Annotated in this window: 21 protein-coding genes; 6 read left to right on the top strand and 15 right to left on the bottom strand. The window is 44.6% G+C overall.

Annotated elements, in window-relative coordinates:
* Genes ABTQ23_RS16700 through gntR form a run of 3 tightly spaced genes read left to right on the top strand, consistent with a single transcriptional unit; the run spans position 1 to position 2,677 of the window.
* Positions 1–666 (top strand): aspartate/glutamate racemase family protein, encoded by a 666-nt coding sequence (locus ABTQ23_RS16700; protein ID WP_408616889.1) that lies wholly within the window; start codon positions 1–3, stop codon positions 664–666.
* The gene (locus tag ABTQ23_RS16705; RefSeq protein ID WP_408616890.1) at positions 656–1,621 is read left to right on the top strand and encodes a LysR family transcriptional regulator; all 966 of its coding nucleotides are present in this window, start codon (positions 656–658) and stop codon (positions 1,619–1,621) included. The genes ABTQ23_RS16700 and ABTQ23_RS16705 overlap by 11 nt, the downstream gene beginning before the upstream one ends.
* A 54-nt stretch (positions 1,622–1,675) precedes the next feature.
* The gene (gene gntR, locus ABTQ23_RS16710) at positions 1,676–2,677 is read left to right on the top strand and encodes a gluconate operon transcriptional repressor GntR (protein ID WP_408616891.1); all 1,002 of its coding nucleotides are present in this window, start codon (positions 1,676–1,678) and stop codon (positions 2,675–2,677) included.
* On the opposite strand, the gene ABTQ23_RS16715 is transcribed toward gntR, so the two are convergent.
* From ABTQ23_RS16715 to ABTQ23_RS16725, 3 genes are all read right to left on the bottom strand, one after another.
* Positions 2,678–3,322, bottom strand: a complete 645-nt coding sequence (locus tag ABTQ23_RS16715) for a bifunctional 4-hydroxy-2-oxoglutarate aldolase/2-dehydro-3-deoxy-phosphogluconate aldolase (RefSeq protein WP_408616892.1) — start codon at positions 3,320–3,322, stop codon at positions 2,678–2,680. It lies immediately after the preceding gene.
* A gap of 93 nt (positions 3,323–3,415) precedes the next feature.
* Positions 3,416–5,218, bottom strand: coding sequence for a phosphogluconate dehydratase (gene edd / locus ABTQ23_RS16720; RefSeq protein ID WP_408616954.1), 1,803 nt, complete (start codon positions 5,216–5,218; stop codon positions 3,416–3,418).
* A 10-nt stretch (positions 5,219–5,228) separates the two neighbouring features.
* A complete protein-coding gene (locus ABTQ23_RS16725) occupies positions 5,229–5,759 on the bottom strand; it encodes a gluconokinase (protein ID WP_408616893.1) in 531 nt (176 codons plus the stop codon).
* A gap of 286 nt (positions 5,760–6,045) precedes the next feature.
* Here ABTQ23_RS16725 and gntU point away from each other — a divergent pair, with 286 nt between their 5' ends.
* Positions 6,046–7,392, top strand: coding sequence for a gluconate transporter (gene gntU, locus ABTQ23_RS16730; RefSeq protein WP_408616894.1), 1,347 nt, complete (start codon positions 6,046–6,048; stop codon positions 7,390–7,392).
* Between the two features lie 52 nt (positions 7,393–7,444).
* On the opposite strand, the gene ABTQ23_RS16735 is transcribed toward gntU, so the two are convergent.
* From ABTQ23_RS16735 to ABTQ23_RS16760, 6 genes are all read right to left on the bottom strand, one after another.
* On the bottom strand, positions 7,445–7,831 hold the full coding sequence (locus ABTQ23_RS16735) for a DUF4168 domain-containing protein (protein ID WP_408616895.1): 387 nt from the start codon (positions 7,829–7,831) through the stop codon (positions 7,445–7,447).
* A gap of 175 nt (positions 7,832–8,006) precedes the next feature.
* Positions 8,007–9,077: an ABC transporter ATP-binding protein gene (locus tag ABTQ23_RS16740; RefSeq protein ID WP_408616896.1), complete on the bottom strand. Its 1,071-nt coding sequence runs from the start codon at positions 9,075–9,077 to the stop codon at positions 8,007–8,009.
* Positions 9,070–10,029 carry a carbohydrate kinase family protein gene (locus ABTQ23_RS16745; RefSeq protein WP_408616897.1) on the bottom strand — a complete coding sequence of 320 codons (960 nt, stop codon included), beginning with the start codon at positions 10,027–10,029 and terminating at the stop codon, positions 9,070–9,072. Before ABTQ23_RS16745 ends, ABTQ23_RS16740 begins: the two co-directional genes overlap by 8 nt.
* Positions 10,030–10,123: 94 nt before the next feature.
* Positions 10,124–10,966 (bottom strand): carbohydrate ABC transporter permease, encoded by an 843-nt coding sequence (locus tag ABTQ23_RS16750; RefSeq protein WP_408616898.1) that lies wholly within the window; start codon positions 10,964–10,966, stop codon positions 10,124–10,126.
* 4 nt (positions 10,967–10,970) lie between these two features.
* Positions 10,971–11,858 (bottom strand): carbohydrate ABC transporter permease, encoded by an 888-nt coding sequence (locus ABTQ23_RS16755; RefSeq protein ID WP_408616899.1) that lies wholly within the window; start codon positions 11,856–11,858, stop codon positions 10,971–10,973.
* 11 nt (positions 11,859–11,869) lie between these two features.
* Positions 11,870–13,111 (bottom strand): extracellular solute-binding protein, encoded by a 1,242-nt coding sequence (locus ABTQ23_RS16760; RefSeq protein WP_408616900.1) that lies wholly within the window; start codon positions 13,109–13,111, stop codon positions 11,870–11,872.
* A 152-nt stretch (positions 13,112–13,263) separates the two neighbouring features.
* Between ABTQ23_RS16760 and ABTQ23_RS16765 the strand changes: the two genes are divergently transcribed.
* Positions 13,264–14,424: an ROK family transcriptional regulator gene (locus tag ABTQ23_RS16765; protein ID WP_408616901.1), complete on the top strand. Its 1,161-nt coding sequence runs from the start codon at positions 13,264–13,266 to the stop codon at positions 14,422–14,424.
* Between the two features lie 146 nt (positions 14,425–14,570).
* Here ABTQ23_RS16765 and ABTQ23_RS16770 read toward each other — a convergent pair whose 3' ends face one another.
* The 3 genes from ABTQ23_RS16770 to ABTQ23_RS16780 all read right to left on the bottom strand — a co-directional run bounded on the left by ABTQ23_RS16770 (position 14,571) and on the right by ABTQ23_RS16780 (position 17,699).
* Positions 14,571–16,232 carry a VRR-NUC domain-containing protein gene (locus ABTQ23_RS16770; RefSeq protein WP_408616902.1) on the bottom strand — a complete coding sequence of 554 codons (1,662 nt, stop codon included), beginning with the start codon at positions 16,230–16,232 and terminating at the stop codon, positions 14,571–14,573.
* Positions 16,233–16,265: 33 nt separating this feature from the next.
* Positions 16,266–17,165, bottom strand: a complete 900-nt coding sequence (locus tag ABTQ23_RS16775) for an aspartoacylase (protein WP_408616903.1) — start codon at positions 17,163–17,165, stop codon at positions 16,266–16,268.
* A gap of 132 nt (positions 17,166–17,297) precedes the next feature.
* Positions 17,298–17,699 carry a hypothetical protein gene (locus ABTQ23_RS16780; protein WP_408616904.1) on the bottom strand — a complete coding sequence of 134 codons (402 nt, stop codon included), beginning with the start codon at positions 17,697–17,699 and terminating at the stop codon, positions 17,298–17,300.
* A gap of 198 nt (positions 17,700–17,897) precedes the next feature.
* On the opposite strand from ABTQ23_RS16780, the gene ABTQ23_RS16785 reads away from it, so the two are divergent.
* Complete coding sequence (locus ABTQ23_RS16785) at positions 17,898–18,461, top strand: hydrolase (protein WP_408616905.1); 564 nt, start codon at positions 17,898–17,900, stop codon at positions 18,459–18,461.
* 447 nt (positions 18,462–18,908) lie between these two features.
* Here the strand turns inward: ABTQ23_RS16785 and tcdA are convergent, their stop codons facing one another.
* The 3 genes from tcdA to ilvC form a co-directional block, all read right to left on the bottom strand.
* Positions 18,909–19,718, bottom strand: a complete 810-nt coding sequence (tcdA, locus tag ABTQ23_RS16790) for a tRNA cyclic N6-threonylcarbamoyladenosine(37) synthase TcdA (protein ID WP_408616906.1) — start codon at positions 19,716–19,718, stop codon at positions 18,909–18,911.
* Between the two features lie 72 nt (positions 19,719–19,790).
* Complete coding sequence (locus tag ABTQ23_RS16795) at positions 19,791–21,173, bottom strand: ArnT family glycosyltransferase (RefSeq protein ID WP_408616907.1); 1,383 nt, start codon at positions 21,171–21,173, stop codon at positions 19,791–19,793.
* 446 nt (positions 21,174–21,619) lie between these two features.
* Positions 21,620–23,101: a ketol-acid reductoisomerase gene (gene ilvC / locus ABTQ23_RS16800; protein WP_408616908.1), complete on the bottom strand. Its 1,482-nt coding sequence runs from the start codon at positions 23,099–23,101 to the stop codon at positions 21,620–21,622.
* Between the last annotated feature and the right edge of the window lie 44 nt (positions 23,102–23,145).

Here is a 23,145-nt window from a genome sequence, read left to right on the forward strand (position 1 = left end):
ATGAGCCATCAACCCGTTATTGTTATTAATCCAAATTCGGATGAGCGGGTCACTCAGGGATTGCGTGATGCAATCTCTGAGCTGGACTGCAGTGTGCCAGTTGAGTGTGTTACTTTACAAGGTGCGCCACTGGCGATTGAAAGTCGCGCGGATATTGAGGCGTTAGAGCCACTATTGCCTGCGTATATTCACTCGCGTGAAGATGCCCGTGCCGTAGTTGTTGCATGCTATTCTGATCCTTTGATTGAACAATGCCGAGCGATTGCCAACGTGCCAGTTTTTGGCATTCAGTCAAGTGCGGTGCTAACGGCCTTAGCAATGGGCGGATACTATGGCGTATTGGCGCTATCGGATGTCTCCATTGCTCGTCATCAGGCTTATCTTGAGAAGCTTGGACTGCTCAATCAGTGCATCGGCGAGCGCTCACTTAATCTATCGGTTGACGATACCCAGTCGCCAGAGCGAGTGAAAGACCGTTTAGTCGAAGTTGGCAAGCAATTGATTAGCGATGGCGCAAGTTGCTTAATTTTGGGCTGTGCTGGTTTATCGGCTTATCGACGTGAGCTAAGCGCGCAGCTTAACATTGAGGTGATCGACCCAACTCAAGCCAGCGTTATATTAGCAATGGGACAGGCGCAATTATCAGGAGAGTTTTTTGAAAGTTGAACGCAAAAACGACATTAATTTACGTCTATTAGAGATTTTTGGCTCGGTCATGCGCTGTCAGACGACAGTGGATGCAGCCTATGAGCTTGGTATTTCGCAGCCCGCTGTTTCAACCGGGATTAAACAGCTTGAAGGTCAGCTGGGTTTCCCGCTGTTTGAGCGAATTAATCGGCGTTTATTACCCACCGAAGATGCCCGTTTGTTGTTTGATGAAGTCGAACCTATCTTTATGATGATTCGGGCAACAGAGAACCGTGTCCGTTCATTGCGCCAGGGCAATGCTGGGGTGCTGCGAATTTTATCAACGCCGCCACTAGGCACTCATGCCGTGCCTAAAGCGTTAAAACGCTTCATGCAAGATCGCTCCAATGTGAAGATTAACTTTGATGTGGTGGGGCTTAATCAGGTCGTGCAAGCGGTCGAGTTGGGAGTTGCCGATATTGGTTTAGTGCTTGGTCTTGATGAGCATCCGGCCGTGAAGGTTGATAAAATTGCTACGGTACAGATGGTTTGTATGGTGCCGTGCGATCATCCTTTGTATCGCGAGTCGACCATTAACGCCAAACAACTGCGTAACCATAACTATATCGCCCAAACTATTGAGTCGCCGCTTGGCTTGTCGCTTGCGCATGCTTTTCAAGATAGCAAGTTGCCATATCAGCCGGACATTGAAGTCCGTTATACCTCAAGCGCAGCTATTTTAGCTGAAGCTGGAACCGCTCTGGCTTTTGTCGATGCAATTACCGCTTATCTCAATGACTGGAAAGATGTGAAAATCATTCCATTTGAGCAGCCAATTAACATCTCGGTATGTATTGTGACGCGTTTAAATAGTGTCAAAAATCGCCTTATCCAAGATTTTATTGCTGACATTAAAAGCATTATCGAACAAGACGTTATCAACGTTATTGCGCAAAGTAACGCCAGTGCCAGCGAGCATTACACAAAAAACTAGCATTCGCGCTTTAATTCGTTAGTATACGGGTATGTTACTGTAACATTGAAGCTTATGAGTGGAGTGCACAGACGCCCGACACTAACCGATGTTGCCCAATTGGTTGGTGTAACTAAGATGACGGTCAGTCGTTATCTTCGTAACCCTGGGCAAGTAGCGGCTAAAACCGCTGAGCGTATTCAAAATGTTATCGATGAACTGGGCTATGTTCCCAGTCGCGCTCCAGATATTTTATCCAATGCCAAAAGCCATGCGATTGGCGTGTTGCTTCCTTCGTTAACGAACCAAGTGTTTGCTGAACTGCTGCGTGGTTTAGAAGCGGTTACCGAGGCAAGTGGTTATCAAACCATGCTCGCGCACTACGGCTATGACCCGCAAATCGAAGAGCGGCGCATCGAATCACTTCTATCGTATAACATCGATGGCTTACTTTTAAGCGATCGCATCCATACCCCGCGTACGCAGCGCATTATCGCCAGTGCTGGGATCCCGGTTATCGAAATGGTCGATACCGATGATCCAATGCTTTATCCGGTGGTAGGTTTTAATAACCGCGAAGCCGCCAAGCAGATGGTTGAGGCGATGCTTGCTAATGGTTATAAACAGATAGTCTATTTGGGCGCACGGCTTGATACCCGAACTAAACTCAAACAGCAGGGCTATCAGCAAGCGATGCAAGAGGCGGGCTTAGAAGCTCATTCGGTGTTGACCGAGCAACACTCATCGTTTTCGCTTGGCTCTGAATTACTCCTTGAGGTTTTAGCGCAATATCCAAATTGTGATGGTATTTTTTGCACCAATGATGATTTAGCCGTTGGGGCCGTTTTTGAGTGTCAGCGCCAGAATATTGCTATTCCTGAGCAGTTGGCTATTGCGGGATTTCATGGGTTGGATATCGGCCAGACTTTAACGCCGAAGCTCGCATCAGTTATCACGCCGCGTGAAGCGATTGGACAAAATGCGGCAGAGCAATTGTTGGCAAATCTTGAGCAGGATATAAAGCCTAAGCCGATGACCGACTTAGGCTTTCAAATTGCGCGAGGCGCAAGCATTTAATTAGCCGCGTAACGATGCGACCAGTGCACATGCTTTTTTACTGAGTTCAGTGATTTGTGCCCAGTCTTTATTTTGGATTGCTGATTGTGGAATCATCCAAGTGCCACCAACTGTGCCAACACAATCTAAAGCTAAGTAGTTTGCCAGATTCGCTTCTTTAACGCCGCCAGTTGGGCAGAATTTAATCTGAGGCAGAGCTGCACTCACTGCTTTAAGCACTGGCGCACCGCCATTTGCTTCTGCTGGGAAGAATTTCAGGTGATCCAGATCATAGCTCAATGCAGTGATCATTTCTGATGCAGTTGCAACGCCAGGGATATAAGGAACTTCTTTAGTTTTGCTGTATTCAAGAAGTTCAGGGCTAAATCCTGGAGAGATAACAAACTGAGCGCCTGCATCTAATGCTGCTTGATACTGCTCAGGGTTGATCACGGTTCCTGCACCGACAATAGCTTCAGGCATTTCTTTACTAATTGCTTCAATTGAAGCAATGGCTGCGTCTGTACGCAGAGTGATTTCAAAGACACTAATACCGCCGTCAGCCAAAGCTTTAGCTAGTGGAAGTGCATCTTTAACATCGTCAATAACCATCACAGGGACGATTGGAGAAGCCGCAAAAACTTGAGCGGCAGTCACTTTTGACATAATGATTCCTTAAATTGTTGAGTTGGCTTTTACCAGAGCTCAATCGGTGTCGGAATATTCTTCTTTGGGGCGACATCGTCGCTCAGGCACCAATCAAAACTCTGGGTTAAACAAAATTGTTGCGCCTTGCTCAGCACTCGTTACGCAATGGCGAAATGCGGCAAAAAGCTCTCGACCACATCCCTGTTGTTGCCATTGCTGCGGTCCGGGTAGCGGTCTGTCAGCCAATTCACTATGACAAATCATCGAACCTGTTTCAGCATCGATATCGATTATATCACCATCTTTTAGCTGGCTTAGCGGGCCGCCGCGTTGGGCTTCGGGGGTGACGTGCAACACTGAAGGCACTTTACCCGAGGCACCAGACAGACGCCCATCAGTTACCAGGGCGACCTGCAACCCTTGTTTCATTAAGTTACCTAAAATAGGCATTAACTTATGTAACTCAGGCATTCCGTTGGCTGAAGGACCATTATAACGTACCACAATCACACAATCTTGTTGAAATTCATCCCGTTTGTAGGCTGCTTCAACATCATTTTGCGAGTCAAAAACACGAGCTGGCGCACATATCTTACGATGAATTGGGTCTACTGCACTGATCTTCATCACACCTCGGCCTAAATTTCCGGCTAAAAGTGCTAATCCACCATGTTTTGAAAATGGTTCTTGGGCGCGCGCGATAATCTCTAGATTTTTACTCTCAGCTACGTCTTGCCAAACCAATTGTTCATTCACAATTGCGGGCACTTTAAAGTAATCGGCTAAAGTGCCATAGCAGGTCAGCACATCGGTGTGCAGCATTTCGAGCTCATTGAGGGTTTTTAACAGCAGTGGCACACCGCCGGCGGCGTGGAACTGATTAATATCGGCCGGGCCATTTGGATAGATGCGGGCAACTAGCGGCACAGTTTCCGATAGTTCGGCAATGTCGTCCCAAGTTAAAATAAGTCCAGCAGCGCGAGCTAAGGCCACCATATGGATGGTGTGGTTGGTTGAGCCGCCAGAAGCCAATAGCGCGACCAACCCGTTGACGAGTGATTTTTCATCGACCACACGGCCAATTGGGCGATAGTCGCCATTGCGACTGATTTTGGCCATTTGCCGAGCGCTAAATGCGGTCAGTTCATGGCGTAATTGACTGTCAGGATAGACAAATGCACTGCCGGGAAGCATCAGTCCCATCGCTTCAAAAACTAGCTGGTTGGTATTGGCCGTGCCGTAAAACGTACAAGTCCCCGGGGAGTGATAAGCTTGGCATTCCATCTCTTGCAGCGCGCTCTTATCAGTTTGACCGGCGGCATAACGTTGGCGTACGGCGACTTTTTCTTCGTTGCTAATGCCAGTGGTCATGGGGCCTGCTGGGACGAACATAGTGGGAAGATGAGAAAAACTCAGCGCGCCCATGAGCTGTCCTGGCGCAATTTTATCGCAAATCCCTAACAGTAGCGTGCCATCAAAGGTTTGATGACTTAATGCAATGGCGGTGCTCTGGGCGATGTTATCGCGTGAAAAGAGTGACAATTCCATGCCATCTTGGCCTTGAGTGACCCCATCACACATCGCTGCAACGCCGCCGGCGACTTGCGCACTATGGCCTAAATCGCGCAGTGTTTTTTTTAGCTCATCAGGGTAATACTGATACGGTTGATGAGCACTGAGCATGTCATTATAGGCGGTGACAATGGCCATGTTTAGTCGGGTAAAATCAAGAATATTACTTTTTTGACCGCTGGAGCAGGCGGCAACTGTATGGGCAAGGTTTCCGCAGCTGATTTGGCTGCGTTTAGGGCCTTCTTTGGCCGCAGCGTCAAGCCGGTCAAGATAGGCTTGGCGCAAGTTATAGCTCCGTTTGGCGATCCTCTGTGTGACCGCCTCAATGGTTGGGTTCATGATGTGGCTCCGATTATTGTTCGAGATGTTTAGCAACAGCACCTACACAGCGCTCAACAACTTGGTCAAAGTCGCCATCGATACTAATTGTGAACACATCGGGTTCATCATCACCGGGCATTTCCAGTGCATCGAATTGGCTTTGCAGTAGACTCTGCGGCATAAAGTGATTTTTACGCAGGCTCATACGTTTACTAACCAGTTCAATATCACCGTAAAGATGTAAAAAAATAAGATGCGGGTTGCCGTCACGAATGGTTTCGCGATAGCGACGTTTTAACGCCGAGCAAACAATGACGCCTTGTTCGCTTTTGTGACCGATACTAAATGCAGCATCGCGGATCCGCTCTAACCATGGCGCACGGTCGTCATCATTAAGTGGCTCTCCCTCTGACATTTTCAGAATATTCGCTTTGGGGTGTAAGTCATCACCATCAATGAATTTTGCGTGAATAGCCTTGGCTAGCGCACTGCCAACTGATGATTTACCACTGCTGGAGACTCCCATCAGAACGACACATAATCCGCGTGTTGAATTTTCCATTTTTTACCCTTTACAAGTTTTAAATACGACTATAAATCTCTGACACTTTGCTTTCTAACCAAGCTTGGGTGCTGGTGCTTTTGTCAAAAAAGGGCTTCGTCGTAGCGAGCTAATGAGTTGGAAGTTATTAACAGAGACGTAATAATTTTTCCATTTTTTTGACATCTTTCGCATTTTTGAAAGTTAATAAGTATCTATGCTTTCAATCTTATTGATGTTACCCGTATCATGTTACCGGTAACTTCTAAGAATGTGAAGTCTGTAGCAAAAAATAAGGATTTTGGTCATGTCTGATATTTCATTGATCCTCACGGCGGTTGGTTCGATTGTCCTGCTGCTGTTTTTAGTGATGAAGGTGCGCCTACACGCTGTGGTCTCTTTGATCATCGTGGCGATGTTGGCAGGTCTTTGTTCCGGAATGGAACCAAGCCAAATTGCCAAAACAATCGAAAAAGGGATGGGCGGGACACTTGGCTTTGTGGCTGTGGTTGTCGCGCTCGGTGCAATGTTCGGTAAAGTGATGGAAGCAACGGGTGCATTAGACCAAATCGCTCATACCTTACTCAATCGGTTCGGTGAAAAACGGGCGCACTGGGCGATTGCTGTTACAGGTTTTATCTGTGCGTTACCTTTGTTTTTTGATGTCGCCGTGGTATTGCTGATTGGTTTGGCTTTTGCGATTGTTCGCCGTGGTGGTGGTTCAATGGTGAAAATCGGGATTGCGCTATTGGCGGGGATTGCTTCTTGTCAGGCATTTTTGATTCCTGCGCCAGGCCCTATTTTGGTCGCAGCCCAATTGCATGCCAACTTCGGGTATATGATTTTATTTGGACTGATTGCTGGGATCCCTGCGATGATTTTGGGTGGACCTATCTGGGGCTCACTGATTGCTAAAAAAGTTCATCTTGAGCTACCTGATCACGCTAAATCAGATGAAGTTGGTCGTGAAGGGGACGGTAAACCAACCTTTACACTGGCGTTAGGATTGGTGGTACTGCCACTGGTGATGATTGGCCTTAAAACAATCGCCTCGCGCTTTGTTGACCCTCATTCTAACGTTTACGACTGGTTACAATTTATTGGTCACCCATTTACTGCAATTATTGTTGCCTGTTTAGCTGCATTTTATCTGCTTGGCGTACGCCGTAACATGGCTCCTAGTCGGATTATGGAGTTATGTAACGAAGCAATTCAGCCAGCTGGGGTTATTATTCTAGTGACCGGTGCTGGCGGGGTTTTCAAACAGGTATTGATTGACTCGGGTGTGGGTGGTGCATTGGGCCATATTCTGGCATCAAGTGGCTTGCCAGTGGTTCTGTTAGCCTTTATTTTGGCCGCAGCCGTGCGTTTAATTCAGGGCTCTGCAACCGTTGCGATGTTAACCACTTGTGGTTTGATTTTACCAATGCTTGAACCTCTGGGATTAAGTGGTGCGCAGCTTTCGTTAGTTACCATTGCTATCGGCGGTGGCGCGATTGTCTTTTCGCATGTAAATGACTCAGGTTTTTGGTTAGCCAACCGTTTCTTCTCGATGAGCGAGAAACAAACCCTACAGACATGGACCGTTATGGAAACCATTATCGGCACCTCTGGCGCAGTTATTGCCATGGTGTTATCGATTTTTGTCCACTAATTATAAGAAAAGAAGTGACTTGTTAACGGGGGCTTAAAGCCCCCGTTTGCTATTAGGAGTTAAGCATTTTCTGCAGTTTTTTCTGAAGGTTAGGGTTGGTTCGAACTGTTTTGCTAATGAGATTGTAGTCATGCACGCTTAGGCCGTTGCTTTTAACCGCTTGGATCATATCGCTATTGGCTTTTTGGCGGATCCCTTTTTGTTTGGCCGCATCTTTGGTCGCGCGCAATTTTTTAATGGCATCGTGGGATATCTGGCTAACTTTCTCTGAGGCGTGAGCAAAGTGTTTCAGCTGACTGTCGGAGATATGTACTGATTGCGATGAGCTCGCAGGAGCTTGAGTCGTTGTTGTCGAAGGTTGGGCTTGGGCGGTTATCGCCGCGGTGAATAAACTCGTCCCTAGAGCTGCGCTAAGTGCTATCTTGTGGACAGATCTCATGAATACCTCTCTTGTGGTTGAAAATTAGGCTGAACAAGTCAGCCTAATCATCCTAACGAACTAAAAAGGCAGAGGTCAATACCATATATATCAATGTATTTAATGATAGTGGATACTTACTTTTCTTTACATAAATCGATTTATCTTGATGTATTGATGTTTTTTACTGCTCGTTTTAAAGCCTTATGCCATCACTGGCAAATAAATGAATGGCTTCACTGTTTAATTCAATCGCCAACTGTTGGCCAGGTTTTGCGTCAAACCGGCCATAATGTTGCAGATAAATCGCATAGCCTTGCCACGTTAAATGTAAGAGCGTGACATCACCCATCATCTCAACGACTTTTACGCTCGCCAGAGGATGCTCGCTGTGGCTGACAATTTTTAGCTGATTGGGGCGAATCCCTAATGTGACCGGTTGTTCACTTAGCTCACTGGTAAAGTGTTCCGCATTTACTTCAAGCGTAATTCCCTGACAATCTACGACCCATCTGTCATTTTTATGGGTTAATGTCCCATCCAGTAGATTCATTGGTGGAGAACCAATGAACTGCGCGACAAAGGTGCAATTTGGCTTGTCATAAATCTCAAGCGGTGAGCCTTGCTGAATGATGTAGCCATCTTTCATCACGACGATTTTATCAGCCAGCGTCATCGCTTCGACCTGATCATGTGTGACATAAACGATAGTGGTTTTTAGCTGCTGGTGGAGCGATTTAATTTCCGCACGAAGCTCCATTCTAAGCTGCGCATCGAGGTTAGAAAGTGGTTCATCGAACAAAAATACTTTGGGATTGCGAACCATCGCACGGCCCATCGCAACGCGTTGGCGCTGCCCGCCAGAGAGATCTTTGGGTAAGCGCTCAAGTAGTGGTGTGATAGCAAGAATTTGGGCTACTTCGGCCACTTTTTTCGCTCGCGTGGCGGCATCCACCCCTTTGCTTTTCATATGAAAAGCCATATTTTCACTGACCGTTAAATGTGGGTAGAGCGCATAACTTTGAAAGACCATCGCCACATCACGTTTGGCCGGTTCAGTGTGATTGACAATTTGCGAGCCAATTAAAATATCGCCGTCGCTGATAGCTTCAAGGCCCGCAATCAGTCGTAATAGTGTTGACTTACCACAACCAGATGGCCCCACTAACACTGTAAATTGGCCATCTTCAATTTTTAAATCTAATGGCTTAATTACCTGTGCGCTTGCGTAGTTTTTGCTCACCTGACAAAGTTCTAGGCTAGCCATATGTCATATCTCCTGATTCAATGCCTGAAATTAATTGCGAGCGATTTAAAATTTGCCGAGGTTGAGTGGCAATAGCCGAGCTTGCCAAGGTGATGGCCCATTGCAATGCTCTATCAATCGAATGTGATTCACTCATGGAGGCTAAGTAACCTGCGTTAAAGATGTCGCCGGCACCCACGGTATCGGCAACCTTTACTTTTGATGCTTTGCACTGATAAAGCGTGTCATCGCAATAACAGCTGGCACCTTTTGCACCTTGTTTGATAACAAGATGTGCGTGTTGGGCAAGCCAGGAGCTCAGCGTCTGGGTCGCGTGTTCGAGATTTTCTTGTGCGCTTAGTTCAAGAACTTCCAGCTCGTTGAGCAGCAGAAAATCAATCCAGGGGAGCCATTTTTGAACCACTGGGCGAAGGCTCTGCCATCCTTGTGGCGGCCAACCGCAATCCAGCGCGACTTTAAACTGACGTTTTTTCAGCGTTTGAATCAGTTGTTGATATTGGCCCAATAGTTCGAGTGTTAAAAAGGCGCCACTGAGCAGCACTATTTCCTGATTTTGACTATGCTCTGGCAGTTGGCTGAGTACATCATCGATACTTAATTGCTCAACGTTACCAGGTCCGGTGAAAAAGGTTCGTTCATTATCACTGTGGGTGATCCCAACCGTGACAGAGGTCGGCTGCGCCGTCGTCGTCCAGTTCTGGGTATTACTAAAGTGCCCTGCAAGCCAGTTGCCAAAGACATCGCCACTTTTATTGGCAATGAGGCGATAGTTAATGCCCAATGCATGCGCGGCTAAGGCGCTATTACCAGCGCTGCCGCCAACTCGCCAAGTATTGGATGCTAAAAGCGCTTCGGTGCCGCGTTGTGGCCAGCTGTCTAAAGGCCCCATAATCAAGTCGATATTGACGTTACCGACGATATAAAGCGTGTTGGACTGCGGTTTTTCGCTCATAAACTTACCACCTGTGCACTTGCTATCGATGCCACGATTGTTTGAATTTGCGGGTCTTTTTTATGGTTAAAAAGTATTGTGTTCATGTGATTGGTTATCCTTTGGTGCCGCCTTCTGTCAGTCCTTGAACGAGCGTTTTTTGCAGTGCAATAGCGATGATTAATGGGATCACTGACGCTAAAATACCGGTGGCTGCGATCAGACCATCATCCGTTGCTCTACCTGCCATAAAGTCGGCAATGGCCACTGGCAATGTTTTGGCATCGGCATTATTGGTAAATAACAGGGCGTAAAAGAATTCATCCCAAGCGAGTAGCCAACCAAATAAAGAGGCTGCTCCCAGTGCAGGTTTGGCTAGCGGCAACGTGATTTTGATAAGAATCGCGCGGGTCGTTAAGCCATCGAGTTGGGCGGCTTGTTCGATATCTTTTGGCATTTCATCAAATTGGTTTTTTATCATCCAAGTCAGAAACGGCAAAATTAACGAGCAGTAAACGAGCATCAACCCCCAGTGGGTGTTGAGTAATCCCAAGCGTTGCAAAATAAAGTACATCGGCAAGATAAAGGCAACCGGTGGCACCATGTACATTCCTAAACTTGCCATCAACCACGATTGGTGACCGGGAAAACGCGAGAAACTATACGCTGCGGGAATCGCCAGCAATAGAGATATGAGCGTAGCACCCGTTGCGGTTATTAAGCTATTGAGCATCGCTTGTAAGAACAATCTCCCCGGGCTGTTTGGGGCAAGCGTTAACAACACTTGGTAGCGACTAAAATCCCAGTGTTCGGGGATCCAGTGCAGCGGAACCTGCGTGAGATCTTTAGCTGAGCTAACACTCATCAAAAACAACCACAAGAGCGGCGCTAAGATTGAAATGGCAACGATTAGCGCAGCGAGATAAATTAATACGCGTTTATATATTGGAGTTGGCATTCGTTCACCTTTGCTGAGCTCGTAAAATAAATAGATAAAGCGAGATTAAAACTGCACATACCAATGTCATCAGTAGTGCATAGGCGGCCCCGCTACCTGCTTCTAAGTAGGTAAATGATTGCTGGTAAACATAAAAACTGACGGTTTTGGTTGAGTTCAGTGGCCCCCCGCGGGTCATGGCATAAATAATGTCGAAAATCTTGAAGGCATCGATGGTGCGCAGCACCAACACCGCACACAGTGGGGCAAGAATTGCGGGTAAGGTAATTGCTTTAAAACGCATCCAAGCCTTGATGCCATCAATGCGCGCTGCTTCATAGAGTTCTTCTGGAATGGTTTGCAGTGCCGCTAATACCATTAAGGTGACCAGTGGATAGTTTTTCCAGATATCCGCAAACATGACTGAGTAGAGCGCTCTATCTGGGGAGCCCAGCCAGCTTTGATAATGGTTGATAATGCCTAACTGACTTAAGAGCGCATTGATGCTGCCAAAATCAGGGTTAAAGTTCAGTCGCCACATCATTGCATTGACAATGGTCGGCAGTGCCCACGGCAAAATCACCAGAATACGCAGCAGTGTGCGGCCAATAAATTTCTGGTTGAGTAATAGAGCGACCAGCACGCCGATAATTCCCTCAATCCCTACCGATAAAACGGTAAACCAGAGGCTTCGGCCAAAGGCTGCCTGAAAATCAGGGTCGGTAATGGCAAAGTAGTAATTCTCCCAACCGACCCAGTGGATTGCTGCACCATTGCTGATGAGGGCGGCATCAGTAAAACTGAGCCAGACAGTACGAATCAGCGGATAGAGCGTTAATAAGGCCATCATCAAAAGCATTGGGAGCATCAGCCCCCAAGCTTTGCGACGATCCCTCTGCGGCAAAGTCAGCATTTATTCTCCCCCTAGTGCAACCGCGAAATAACCTGATTGGCGCGTTGCATCGCATCACTGGCACTTTGTTTATCTTGCAGGACACGTTGAATCGCTTGCTGGAGCGTATTAGACAGGCGTGGATATTGAGCTGTCTGAGGTCGAGCCAGCATGGCGCCAATGGATTTTTTCGCCGCTTCGACAAGTTCTTTCTGGCCGTTTTGGACTTCTGGTTTGTCATAAGACGCTTTCCAGATTGGCAGGCTCAGTTTGGAGTATTTTTCCTGAACTTTTTGTGAAGTCAGATAGCTAATAAATTTCCAGTCAGCATCGGGGTGTTGGCTGTTACTGGTGATCCCAAGTCCCATTGAACCGTTGACTGCCGCCACATCACCGGGATTTTCACCTGGCATTGGTTCAACGCCGACGTCACCTGCGACCTGACTTTGTTTTGGATCGTTAGCCAAGTTGTACATGTAGGTCCAGTTCAGCGCAAAGGCCGCATCGCCACTTGAGAATACTTTGCGGACATCTTCTTCTAAATATTCTCGTGAGTTCGGGCTTGAGAGCTTATCGGTTAAGGTTTTTTTCATAAACTGAACCGCTTTAAGCGAACCACCAGAGGCAAATTGTGGTTTACCTTCTTTGAAAAATGTACCGTTATAGCCAGAAACTAAGGTGGTGTAATCACAAATCAGCGCTTCTGATTGTGACCAGCTCCAGACCATTGGGTATTTCACTAGGCCTTTGTCTTTGATGATTTTAGCTTGCTGATAAAGCTCGCTCAGCGTTTTAGGTGGATGTGCGATCCCAGCTTCTTTAAGAATTTTTTTGTTATAGAACAAATACTTGGTATCTAAAACCCAAGGCATACCCCAGTATTTATGGTCATATTTAACCGTCGTCCAAGCGCCTTTAAATACTTTGTCCTGTAAAGATGGATCAATTCGTTTGGTCACATCTTTTAGGATGCCAAATTTGGCAAATTCAGCCGGCCAAATCACATCATAAAGCACCACATCGTAACCGTTGGCACCAGCGCCTTTGGCTGCGATAATTTTATCGTGTAATGCTTCATAGGGAACGAATTCCAGATTCACTTTAATATCTGGGTTTGCTTGTTCAAATCCTTTGGTCATCGCCTGAATGTCACTCTTGCTATATGCTGCCTGAGACATAAACAGGGCGTTGATGGTCGTATCGGCATGAGCGTAAACAGAGATGCTCATTGCTGCTGTCATCGATAGTGCCAGCCAACCTTTTTTTAATGTCATAGCCTGATAACTCCTTGTGATAAATTCGTTTGCAGTGTAAATGCTATTTATTAAATCAATTTGATTGCTTTAATTGGAGGCATAATAATGCACTCATATTTTAAGCAATTTATCGTCCTTTCTTTGGGCTTAAGTGCGCCGGGCTTTATAAAATGACACTATCAGGAACTAACCTTGAACATGCCAAGTTACACAATCGCCGTGTGGTGATTGAAACGATTCGTCTGCATGGGCAACTGACCCGGGCTGAAATTGCACGCCTGACTCACTTAACGCCGCAAACAGTTTCAAACATTACACGCGAATTGGAAAAGGCCGGATGGCTTAAATCCCATCAACCTATACGTTCCGGGCGAGGGCAACCCGCTATACCGCTGTCTATTGCTCCTGATGGTGCTTGCTCGATTGGGATCCACGTTGACCAAGGGCTGTTAACATTGATCGTTGCAGATTTAGCTGGCCTTCCTCTTGAGCGTCACGAAATCACGCTGCCAAGCTCCCAACCTGAGCAGATCTTATCTCAGGTAAAAATTTGTTTGCATAAATTGCGCCATAGCTCTGAATTTGACTGGGCAAAATTGTTAGGAATTGGATGGGTGATGCCTGGGCCATTTAATGTGCAAGGCATTACCAGCGAAGGTCCCACAACCTTACATGGTTGGGAAAATGTAAATATTAACAATGAATTAGAGGAAGAATTTCATCTTCCTGTGTGGGTCGCTAACGATGCAACTGCCGCCGCTTTAGGCGAGCGATTGTATGGCGCTGCAACGCAGTTACACTCATTTGTCTATCTGTGTGTGAATCAAGGTTTAGGTGCGGGATTGTATCTAAATGGGCAAATTTATGATGGCTGCTCGCACAACGCTGGTGAAATAGGCCACATTATAGTGCATAGTGAAGGGCGGCTCTGTTTTTGTGGCAATCATGGTTGTTTGGAGCGGTATCTATCTTTGCAAGCGGCCTACGAAATGTGCGGCTTAACGGGCGATAAAGCAACGCCGGAAGCCTTATTGAGGCTCAGTGATGAGCAGTTAAATCTGTGGCTGGATTCGGCTATTCCCGCGACTCGCCAGGCAATTAATATCATCGAGTGCATGTTTGACGCACAATCGATTGTCATTGGCGGGATGATCCCAGAGGCGATTTTAACTAAATTGGTGAAACGATTGAGCCCATTGCATCGCTCAGTTCGTTCTAAATTGCCAGATGAGCTGCGCATTCGAGTGGGCAAAACTGGCCGCGATGCAGCACCATTAGGAGCCGCGGCATTACCTATTATGCTCATTGACAGCGCATTATCCCAAGAATAATGACCTCAGATACTGCCTTTGGGATTCATTTAAATGCATCCTGAACTTTGTTGCTCTAATGCTTGTTTAACTTAAAAAGCTGCGCAGACTGCGGTGCTTCGAAATTCGTTTAATTGAGCAACTCTAAACCACCAAAGACAACCACCCTAATTGTTAATAAATTCGATGGGGCAAATATCGTCAACGTCTTGATGCCCAAGGTAACAAACCGCAACGGGTTGATGTAATTTCATCAACTGTTTGAGCCACAATAACTGGTTGTTTTGCAGTTTATCGTTGGGGCCTTTCACCTCTAGCCAGCCATAATGGTGCTCATTCCAGATAAATAAGTCTGGCATTCCTGCTCGAGTTAGGCGCAGGTCAAATAGCTGATAGCTAAAAAGCTGCTGCCAAATATTCGCCGGTACATGGTAAAGCGCCGCTTCGACTAGGTTTTTAGGAAGCGCTTGCCAGTCAAATAGTGGGTTAGCTAATCCCTGTTTTTGTTGGTAGCGTTTGATAATTTGCTCTGGCCAGTTGGATGAGCTTATTTCATTGAGCAATTCATCAAACATAGGCTGGCGTTTATCACGAAAGTCCTGCGCGTAAAAATCAGATGGGCCAGCTTGAAACGGATGAAAAAAGACGCCTTCAATTTCATCATCAAATAGCGCAGGCCAAATCGTCAGAGCCAATATGCCGTTAATGAGCGCATTTTCGCAGTGTACGCCTTGCCAGCCTTGCTCACTTAAAAGTTGCAGGGCGTTCGCTTCAGGCGCATGTGCAATTACCGGTGCTGGCCAGTCAATTCGCTGATAGTTTAGCTTTTGCGGCTCGGTAAATGGCTGCTTTAATTTTTTTCTCAGCCGATAGGCAAAATTTTTCGCAAATTGTTGCTCACTTAGATTCGCGGGTGACTCAATCATTGCATCAAGTTTTATGAGCGCTTGAGATGGGGCGAGAGATGATAAAATTCGGGTTTCGCGCTCGCGGCTAAAAATGCTGTCGATTTGCTGATAAAGGTTCAGAGCTTCATCAAGTTGTGCTCGGCGCTCAAATTCGCGAGCGAGTTTTTCTTTTAGCCGTTTGATTCGCCTGATGATGGCCGCATGCGCCGGTTGAGAGGGAATGCGTTGTAAGTATTCACTAATTGACCAGTCGCCATTTTTAGGCTGGTTTTCTAGCTCGTCTGCGATTTCACTCAGTAATAACGCTTGGTCTATTTGCGCTTTGCTCTGATACAAACGGTTTTGTTTATCCAGACGGTAATTTTCATAGCGCACGAGCTTAAGATCGCTTAGCACAAAGTCGGTGAGGCTTTGCCGCGCATTATTAAAATACAATAATCCAAACAGCTTTAACCAGCTATTATCAAGCAGCTGAATAATGGTGAAATCAAACGTTGGTACGTGTTGTTTTGCCAGTAGCTTGATAAGGTCAGCTTTTTTAAGGCCGGTCAATTTTGGTGTGTTTGCTTGTTGTTTTAGATAACTTTTTAATTCGCTCGCGGTTAATAGCTGTCCAATGATTTCCCAGTCATTGGGCAGCGCGCAGCTGATAAGTGAACACTCACGTAATTGATCTATTGCGCCAGGAATATGGCTGATTTCAGGGTAATTAAATTTATCGTCACGAAAAAACTCGCCCTTGCGACAGAGCATTCGCACATACAGTTTTTGGGCATCGCTTGATTGAGCTTTGAGCGTTGTTAACAGTTGCAGCTCTGGCTCGTTGAGAAGATCGCTGTAGCGCTCCAGCACTCCATCAACGAGCAACCAGAAGTTGGTTAGGTAATAATCAGATGGTAATTCTATCGATAAATCTGTCATGCAGTTGCGCCAAGTTTGCTCGACGCACAGCGCTTATTTCTTGCTATAAACGTCGATAGTCACTTTTTCTGAAAGAGACATTGCTAGGTTATTGTCATAATAAGCCGCTTCATTAATGAAGTTCGGATAAACAGTGCTCTGCCCTTGGTAAGTGATCACTTCGTCATCAAAGGTGATATACATTGGATCACCTTTTTTAAGCGGTTTAAAATCATTGCCTTCTAATGCCTGATGAACCATTCCGGCGCGCTCGCCATGCTCATCGAGTGGAACTTTTACTTCTTCTAAAAAGCGATAGGCTTCGACGCTTTTGGGTAATTCAGGCAGCTGGTCATTATTATACAGTTCTAGAAAATCGAGTATATGGCCGGTGAGCTCTTCCATCCAAGCGAGAACATCATGGCGCAGACATCCTTGTGGCTGCGGCCCCACCTCGACGATGACACCAAATTTACCCATTGTTGCTAATAGGTGGTGTTGCTCTTTGCTTTTATGATCTTCATCGCGAGAGATATTAACCTGTGGCATTTTGAGTTTCACATAGCCTGCCATTAGGTTATACATCGGATGCTGCTGCACCAAGAGTAGACACGGTCCCATGTTGCTGGTGGTGTTGTGAAGGTCGAGCACAAAATCAAATTTGGGATTTTCTTTCGTCCCTAAATACAAACTCAACGCTTTTGCGCGTGATTGTTCATAATTGCCAAGTGTTGGGTCAGCAAGTAAATCTGAGCGAAACTGGCGGTTTAGATCGGCATCTAGATAACGTTTGTTGGCAGCAAAGGCTTTAGGATTGCTCAGCAGAGTTTCAACGTTGAGCGTTGGGCGGCTGATTTTTTGTGGGTGTTTATGCCATTTTTTTAATAGATAAATCCCTGAAAATTCATTGCCATGAGTACCGCCTAAAATTGCGACAGAATTAATTTTATCCACAAAGCCCTCTTTTTATTAGCCAACCGATTTGTTAAAAGCTTATGATCAATTTAACGCTCGAGCAACTAATTTATATTCTCTAAAAGTGAATTTTTATTCATTTTCTGTGATTTTATGCTCCTTCGGATGTAACTATTTTTCAGGGTCAATATCTGAGTTGCCAACCGATGGGTAGATGGAGTGGATTTGTTCAATGCCATCGGTTTGTGATAGCGCTTGAAGCTGCTTTAAGCTAGTTAAGCCGATAGTCACTAATGGGTAGGTTTTTGAATAAGTGATGACCGTTGCACCTGTTTGACGAATATTTTCGATAATTTTCTCGGACTGTTGGGACAGAAGGACACTAGCTACGACGGGAGCTGCAATATGTTTTTGCTCTCGCTGGTTGAGCAATTGCGTTAATAGTGGGTCGATTTGTACTGAACTATTTGAGACGTTGGCGCTTTGTGCGTGAGCTAAACTTAGAGAGCTTACCAACGCTAATAAAATTAAGGCCAGAAGCCGAATTGATGTTTTATGCTGAATAATAGTCATTGTATAAGCCCTTAATTAATAATGCAGAACGCGATTCGCTTTTTATTTGGTCCAGCTGTGACTATGGGCTGAGCCTATTATTATTAGCTTGTTTTGCGCTGGGAAAAATTGACGCACTAGTTGTATAGTGCATAATAATTACTCGTTATTTTAAGGCTCCGGCCTTCGACTATTCAATACTGTACAGGAAAAGACCGTATGTTAACGCTTAATCCAAATAAAACAGCTTTAGTTTTAATCGATCTGCAAAATGGGATCTTAGCAAATAAAACAGCCCCTTATAGCTCAGATGTCGTTTTACAAAAGGGCAAAGATTTGGCTGAAAAATTCCGTCAAGCGGGCGCTCCTGTTGTTTTAGTTCATGTCGGCTGGAACGCACAATTTTCTGATGCACCCAAAGGTGAAGCTGATCAAGCTGCGGCTCACCCAGAAGGCGGTTTGCCAGAAGGTTGGATGGATTTTGCACCGGGGTTACAAGAAGAAAGCGATCTGGTTGTTCTTAAACATCAGTGGGGCGCTTTCACCGGTACAGGCTTAGATCTGCAACTGCGCCGTCGTGGTATCGATACGATTGTGATTGGTGGTGTGGCAACCAATATCGGGGTTGAATCAACCGTTCGCCATGGCTGGGAATTGAACTACAACATGGTTGTGGTTGAAGATGCTTGTGCAACATTTGTCGCTGACCAACATAAAATGTCGATGGATGTTATTTTCCCTCGCATTGCTAAAGTTGTAACCAGTGAAGACATCGCTTTATAAAATCTAATTTTGGCAATTTAAAGATTGGATGAGGTGAATGCCAGTTAAGTGAAATTAACTGGCATTTTCTTTTATTGGCCTTTAGCCATGCGCAACGTGGCTTGGATTGTCCCGGCATCCGCTTTGCTACTGCCGGGCTACGATGGCCAAGGTGTTGTGGATTGTCCCAGCATCCGCTTCGTTACTGCCGGGCTACGATGGGCAAAGTGTTGTGGATTGTCCCGGTATCCGCTTCGCTACTGCCGGGCTACGATGAGTAACGTGTTGAGGATTGTTCCGGCATTCACTTTGCTACTGCAGGGCTACGATGGGCAAGGTGTTGTGGATTGTCCCGGCATTCACTTCGCTACTGCCGGGCTACGATGAGCAAAGTGTTGAGGATTGTCCCGGCATCCGCTTCGCTACTGCCGAATGACGATGTGATAGAGCGTTCGGGCGAAGTCGCTTTTATGCAGATTGTTCTGAATCCGATTGATCATTCTGTGCGCTTTGCAGCGCGAGTTTTTTTAATACTTGGCCTGCGGCTATCATGCCAAAAGTTGCGGTGACGTGGGTTGCTGCGCCAAATCCGCCAGAACAGTTCATCCGCATACTACCATCGGTATTTTTGGTGGAGCAGATCTCACCATTATTATCTGGGTAGATTAACTGTTCGGTAGAAAATACGCATTCAATGCCAAATTTACGTTTTGGATTTTTACTGAAATTGTACTCGCGTCTTAATTGACCACGAACTTTCGAAGCCAGCGGGTCTTGAATGGTTTTTGCTAAATCGGCAACTTTGATTTGGGTCGGATCTATCTGTCCGCCCGCACCACCGACTGTGATCACTTTTATTTTGTTGCGTTTGCAGTGGGCCAATAACGCGGTTTTGGCTTTCACGCTGTCGATGGCATCAATGACATAATCAAATTTTGCATCAATATACTCTGATACGTTATCAGCGGTAATAAAGTCATCGATAATGTCGCATTTTGCTTCAGGATTAATCTCTTTAATTCGCGCTTCAATCACCTCTGTCTTGGGCTGGCCGATGGTTGAGGTGAGGGTGTGCAATTGGCGATTGGTATTGGTAACACAGACATCGTCTAAATCAACGAGGGTGATATGGCCTATGCCACTTCGTGCCAGTGCTTCAGCCGCCCACGAGCCGACACCGCCAATTCCGATGACGCAGACATGGCTTGCTTGAAATTGTTCTAAAGCTCGATTGCCGTATAGTCGAGCAATTCCGCCAAAACGTTGTTGATAGGACATGAGAGTTATCTATAAAAAGTTAATTATAACATTTAAAATACGTTATAAAAGTTTAACTATATGATGGGATGGTTATTTACTATCTATGATTGCTATTTTAACCGTATCATCCTTAAAAAGGGCCTTATGTGGAATATTTAGATGTTTATTAACATCATAAATAGTAATGTAATGTCCTGGCTGTATTTTTGTTATTTGTGAATATTTTCCGGATAAAAAGTAGCTTATAGCAGAACGGTTATAGTCACCAGTTAATAGGCTGAAGTCAACTAAAATAGGCAAATGAGATTGTTTACTTATTCTTGGTAGTAAACTTAAATGGTTGTATGTGGGTTTGGATAGAGGTGATGGGCTCCAAGCGATAACACACAGAAAAATAATTGAAATAGCTTTAATAAGGTTTTTGTAATTAAAACCTAATTTTTTAACGACATGATGTAAGCCATATGCAGTAAATATATTCGCAGTTAGGTAGAATTCAAACATGTATCGCTCATCTCTCGTCGTTATAAAATGAATAATTATGAAGTTAAATGTTGTGCTAATGACTACCATTTTTAAACTGACAGGATCGAAGTTTACTCTTTCTTTATAAAATTTATAACAACCATAAATAAAAAATGGGAGGTAATAAAAATAATCTCTTAGCAATAGTTTTATATATTGATATATAGGCATTGCATCATAATGTGTACCTGCAGTACCACTTACATTACCAGCGAGCCTATCAATTGATTGACTGACAAAGAATATGTGGAAGAAATCACTATGCAAAGAGATATAAACATACCACCAACCACTAATTAAAATCCCAGCTAATATAGCTAAAATATAATAATAAAACGTTTTTAGCTTATATTTTTCTTTTGAAAATATAAAAAATAGGGCCGTGATAGGAATAGGAGCTAAACCTAAAAAACCTTTTGCCAAAATTCCTCCACCGATACCTAATGCAAACAAGGCAAGATAAACGATTTCTTTTTTGTTTAAATAATAAATGAATCCAATTAAAGAAATTAAAATGAAAAATGAAGTTAAACTTTCCATTTTTAATGAATGTGTATGTTTGTAAATGACAAACGTAGAATTCATACAAAATAGAGCTAAAAAGGATAGGTTTGATTCTTTAAATATGATTTTGAATAAATGATATGCAGCTATATTCATTAATATAGCATTAAACATGGCTGATATTTGTATTGCATATGGCGACGAGCCAAATATTTTTATAAAAAATGCTACAATCCAGAATAATAGCGGAGGTTTATTTAAATAGATATTATTATTGAGGTGTAAAATAAAATATGACTTATATAGCAATATATTTTTAGCAATGTCTGCATACATAATGCTATCAAGGCGGAGCCCACTATGTAATGCATTACCACCGTATAGGACTGCTGATAAAAATATAACTAATAAGTAATTTATTATTTTTCTATCTGAATTTTGCATGTTTTTATTTGTTAATTATTGAGCAGTAATTCTATGAATTTTGATACTGAAGATGTGTTTTATACATTTAAATAATCTATTTGTCAATATCTTTATTGGGCTGCATTAGGAGGCTAAACATATTGAATGAGCTGAACTTATAAGATTTTCTATGATTAAAACAGGCTAATTTTTAGTTAGTACTTTAGCATGACGAGACTGGTCTGATATAAAGTTAAAAGTGAATAGCAATAATATTTAAGCCTTGTTTAGAGGAGCTTCAAAGAGTTCCGGTGGGTAAATTAAAAGAGGCAACTGCCATGAGTTATTAGCAGTAACACAGAAGAGAATCAACTATTACCCTATTAGAATTGGGCATTTCTGTCTCTTAAATTGAAAGCAGCCATTTTTTACAACAATGGCTGCTTGATATAAGAACTGTATGATTCTCGAAGTTTAATTCGGAATTAACTATTTGTGACTAAGCGTTTCATATCAGTCATATAACTACGCAGTTTATAACCAACTTCTTCAACAGGGTGGTGACGGATAGCTTGGTTCACTTCAATCAAGCGCATGTTATCAACGGTTGTGTCATCCCATTTGATATCTGCACCGATAACATCTGAATCTAAGCCATTGACCAAATCGCGAAGCAGTGGCACCGCCGCATGAGAGAATAAGTAACAACCATATTCAGCGGTATCTGAGATAACCACGTTCATTTCATACAAACGTTTACGAGCAATAGTGTTAGCAATTAATGGGACTTCGTGCAGTGATTCATAATAAGCAGATTCAGCGATAATGCCTGATGAGGTCATCGTATCAAATGCCAGCTCAACACCTGCTTTAACAAAAGCAACCAACAAGGTGGCATTGTCAAAGTATTCTTGTTCACTGATATGAGCATCTGATTCTGGCGCATTTTCAAATCCGCATTGGCCGGTTTCTTCACGCCAGGTCAGCAAATCAACGTCGCCTTTGTCCCAGTCAGCCATCATGGTTGCAGAGAAGTTCCCTTCGATGATGTCATCCATATGTTTTTGGAATAAAGGAGTCATCAGCTCTTTAAACTGCTCAGATAAGTCAAAACATTTAATTTTGGCTGGGTTTGACAGGCGATCCAACATGTTGGTGATACCACCATGTTTAAGCGCTTCGGTAATTGTTTCCCAACCATATTGAATCAGTTTCGCAGCGTAACCAGGGTCTGTGCCTTCAGCGACCATTTTATCGTAAGCTAAGATAGAGCCAGTTTGCAGCAATCCACACAGAATCGTCTGTTCGCCCATCAAATCAGATTTTACTTCGGCTACAAATGAAGACTCAAGAACCCCAGCGCGGTCAGCACCGGTGGCACTGGCATAGGCTTTAGCAATTTCCAAACCGTTGCCGTTTGGATCGTTTTCTGGGTGAACTGCAACCAATGTTGGTACGCCAAATCCACGTTTGTATTCTTCGCGAACTTCGGTACCTGGGCATTTTGGCGCTACCATCACAACCGTGATATCAGGGCGAATCTGCATGCCAACTTCAACGATGTTAAGACCATGCGAGTAAGATAAAACAGCGCCTTTTTTCATCAGTGGCATAATTTTAGTGATGACATCAGAATGCTGTTTGTCTGGAGTTAAGTTCAGCACCATATCGGCATCTGGAATGAGCTGTTCGTAAGTGCCAACGGTGAAGCCGTTTTCGGTCGCTTGGATATATGATTTACGTTTTTGATCGATAGCCGCTTGGCGAAGGGCATATGAGATATTCAGCCCAGAGTCACGCATGTTGAGGCCTTGGTTTAAACCCTGTGCGCCACAACCGACGATCACGATTTTCCAGTTGCGAATAAGGTTACAGCCATCGGTGAATTCATCGCGTGCCATGAAACGACATTTTCCCAACTGGGCTAACTTCTGACGCAAAGTCAGGGTATTAAAATAATTGGCCATCTGTGTTGCTCTCCAAATCTGATAAGTCGGTCATTTGTTATCTG

Source organism: Celerinatantimonas sediminis (assembly GCF_046054195.1).
GTDB lineage: Bacteria > Pseudomonadota > Gammaproteobacteria > Enterobacterales > Celerinatantimonadaceae > Celerinatantimonas.

What these genes read in the sequence shown, in the direction of transcription:
- ABTQ23_RS16700 (WP_408616889.1), top strand. Translation starts at nt 1, where the DNA reads ATGAGCCATCAACCCGTTATTGTTATTAATCCAAATTCGGATGAGCGG.
- gntR (WP_408616891.1), top strand. Translation starts at nt 1,676, where the DNA reads ATGAGTGGAGTGCACAGACGCCCGACACTAACCGATGTTGCCCAATTG.
- ABTQ23_RS16715 (WP_408616892.1), bottom strand. Translation starts at nt 3,322, where the DNA reads ATGTCAAAAGTGACTGCCGCTCAAGTTTTTGCGGCTTCTCCAATCGTC.
- ABTQ23_RS16725 (WP_408616893.1), bottom strand. Translation starts at nt 5,759, where the DNA reads ATGGAAAATTCAACACGCGGATTATGTGTCGTTCTGATGGGAGTCTCC.
- gntU (WP_408616894.1), top strand. Translation starts at nt 6,046, where the DNA reads ATGTCTGATATTTCATTGATCCTCACGGCGGTTGGTTCGATTGTCCTG.
- ABTQ23_RS16735 (WP_408616895.1), bottom strand. Translation starts at nt 7,831, where the DNA reads ATGAGATCTGTCCACAAGATAGCACTTAGCGCAGCTCTAGGGACGAGT.
- ABTQ23_RS16740 (WP_408616896.1), bottom strand. Translation starts at nt 9,077, where the DNA reads ATGGCTAGCCTAGAACTTTGTCAGGTGAGCAAAAACTACGCAAGCGCA.
- ABTQ23_RS16745 (WP_408616897.1), bottom strand. Translation starts at nt 10,029, where the DNA reads ATGAGCGAAAAACCGCAGTCCAACACGCTTTATATCGTCGGTAACGTC.
- ABTQ23_RS16750 (WP_408616898.1), bottom strand. Translation starts at nt 10,966, where the DNA reads ATGCCAACTCCAATATATAAACGCGTATTAATTTATCTCGCTGCGCTA.
- ABTQ23_RS16755 (WP_408616899.1), bottom strand. Translation starts at nt 11,858, where the DNA reads ATGCTGACTTTGCCGCAGAGGGATCGTCGCAAAGCTTGGGGGCTGATG.
- ABTQ23_RS16760 (WP_408616900.1), bottom strand. Translation starts at nt 13,111, where the DNA reads ATGACATTAAAAAAAGGTTGGCTGGCACTATCGATGACAGCAGCAATG.
- ABTQ23_RS16765 (WP_408616901.1), top strand. Translation starts at nt 13,264, where the DNA reads ATGACACTATCAGGAACTAACCTTGAACATGCCAAGTTACACAATCGC.
- ABTQ23_RS16770 (WP_408616902.1), bottom strand. Translation starts at nt 16,232, where the DNA reads ATGACAGATTTATCGATAGAATTACCATCTGATTATTACCTAACCAAC.
- ABTQ23_RS16780 (WP_408616904.1), bottom strand. Translation starts at nt 17,699, where the DNA reads ATGACTATTATTCAGCATAAAACATCAATTCGGCTTCTGGCCTTAATT.
- ABTQ23_RS16785 (WP_408616905.1), top strand. Translation starts at nt 17,898, where the DNA reads ATGTTAACGCTTAATCCAAATAAAACAGCTTTAGTTTTAATCGATCTG.
- tcdA (WP_408616906.1), bottom strand. Translation starts at nt 19,718, where the DNA reads ATGTCCTATCAACAACGTTTTGGCGGAATTGCTCGACTATACGGCAAT.
- ABTQ23_RS16795 (WP_408616907.1), bottom strand. Translation starts at nt 21,173, where the DNA reads ATGCAAAATTCAGATAGAAAAATAATAAATTACTTATTAGTTATATTT.
- ilvC (WP_408616908.1), bottom strand. Translation starts at nt 23,101, where the DNA reads ATGGCCAATTATTTTAATACCCTGACTTTGCGTCAGAAGTTAGCCCAG.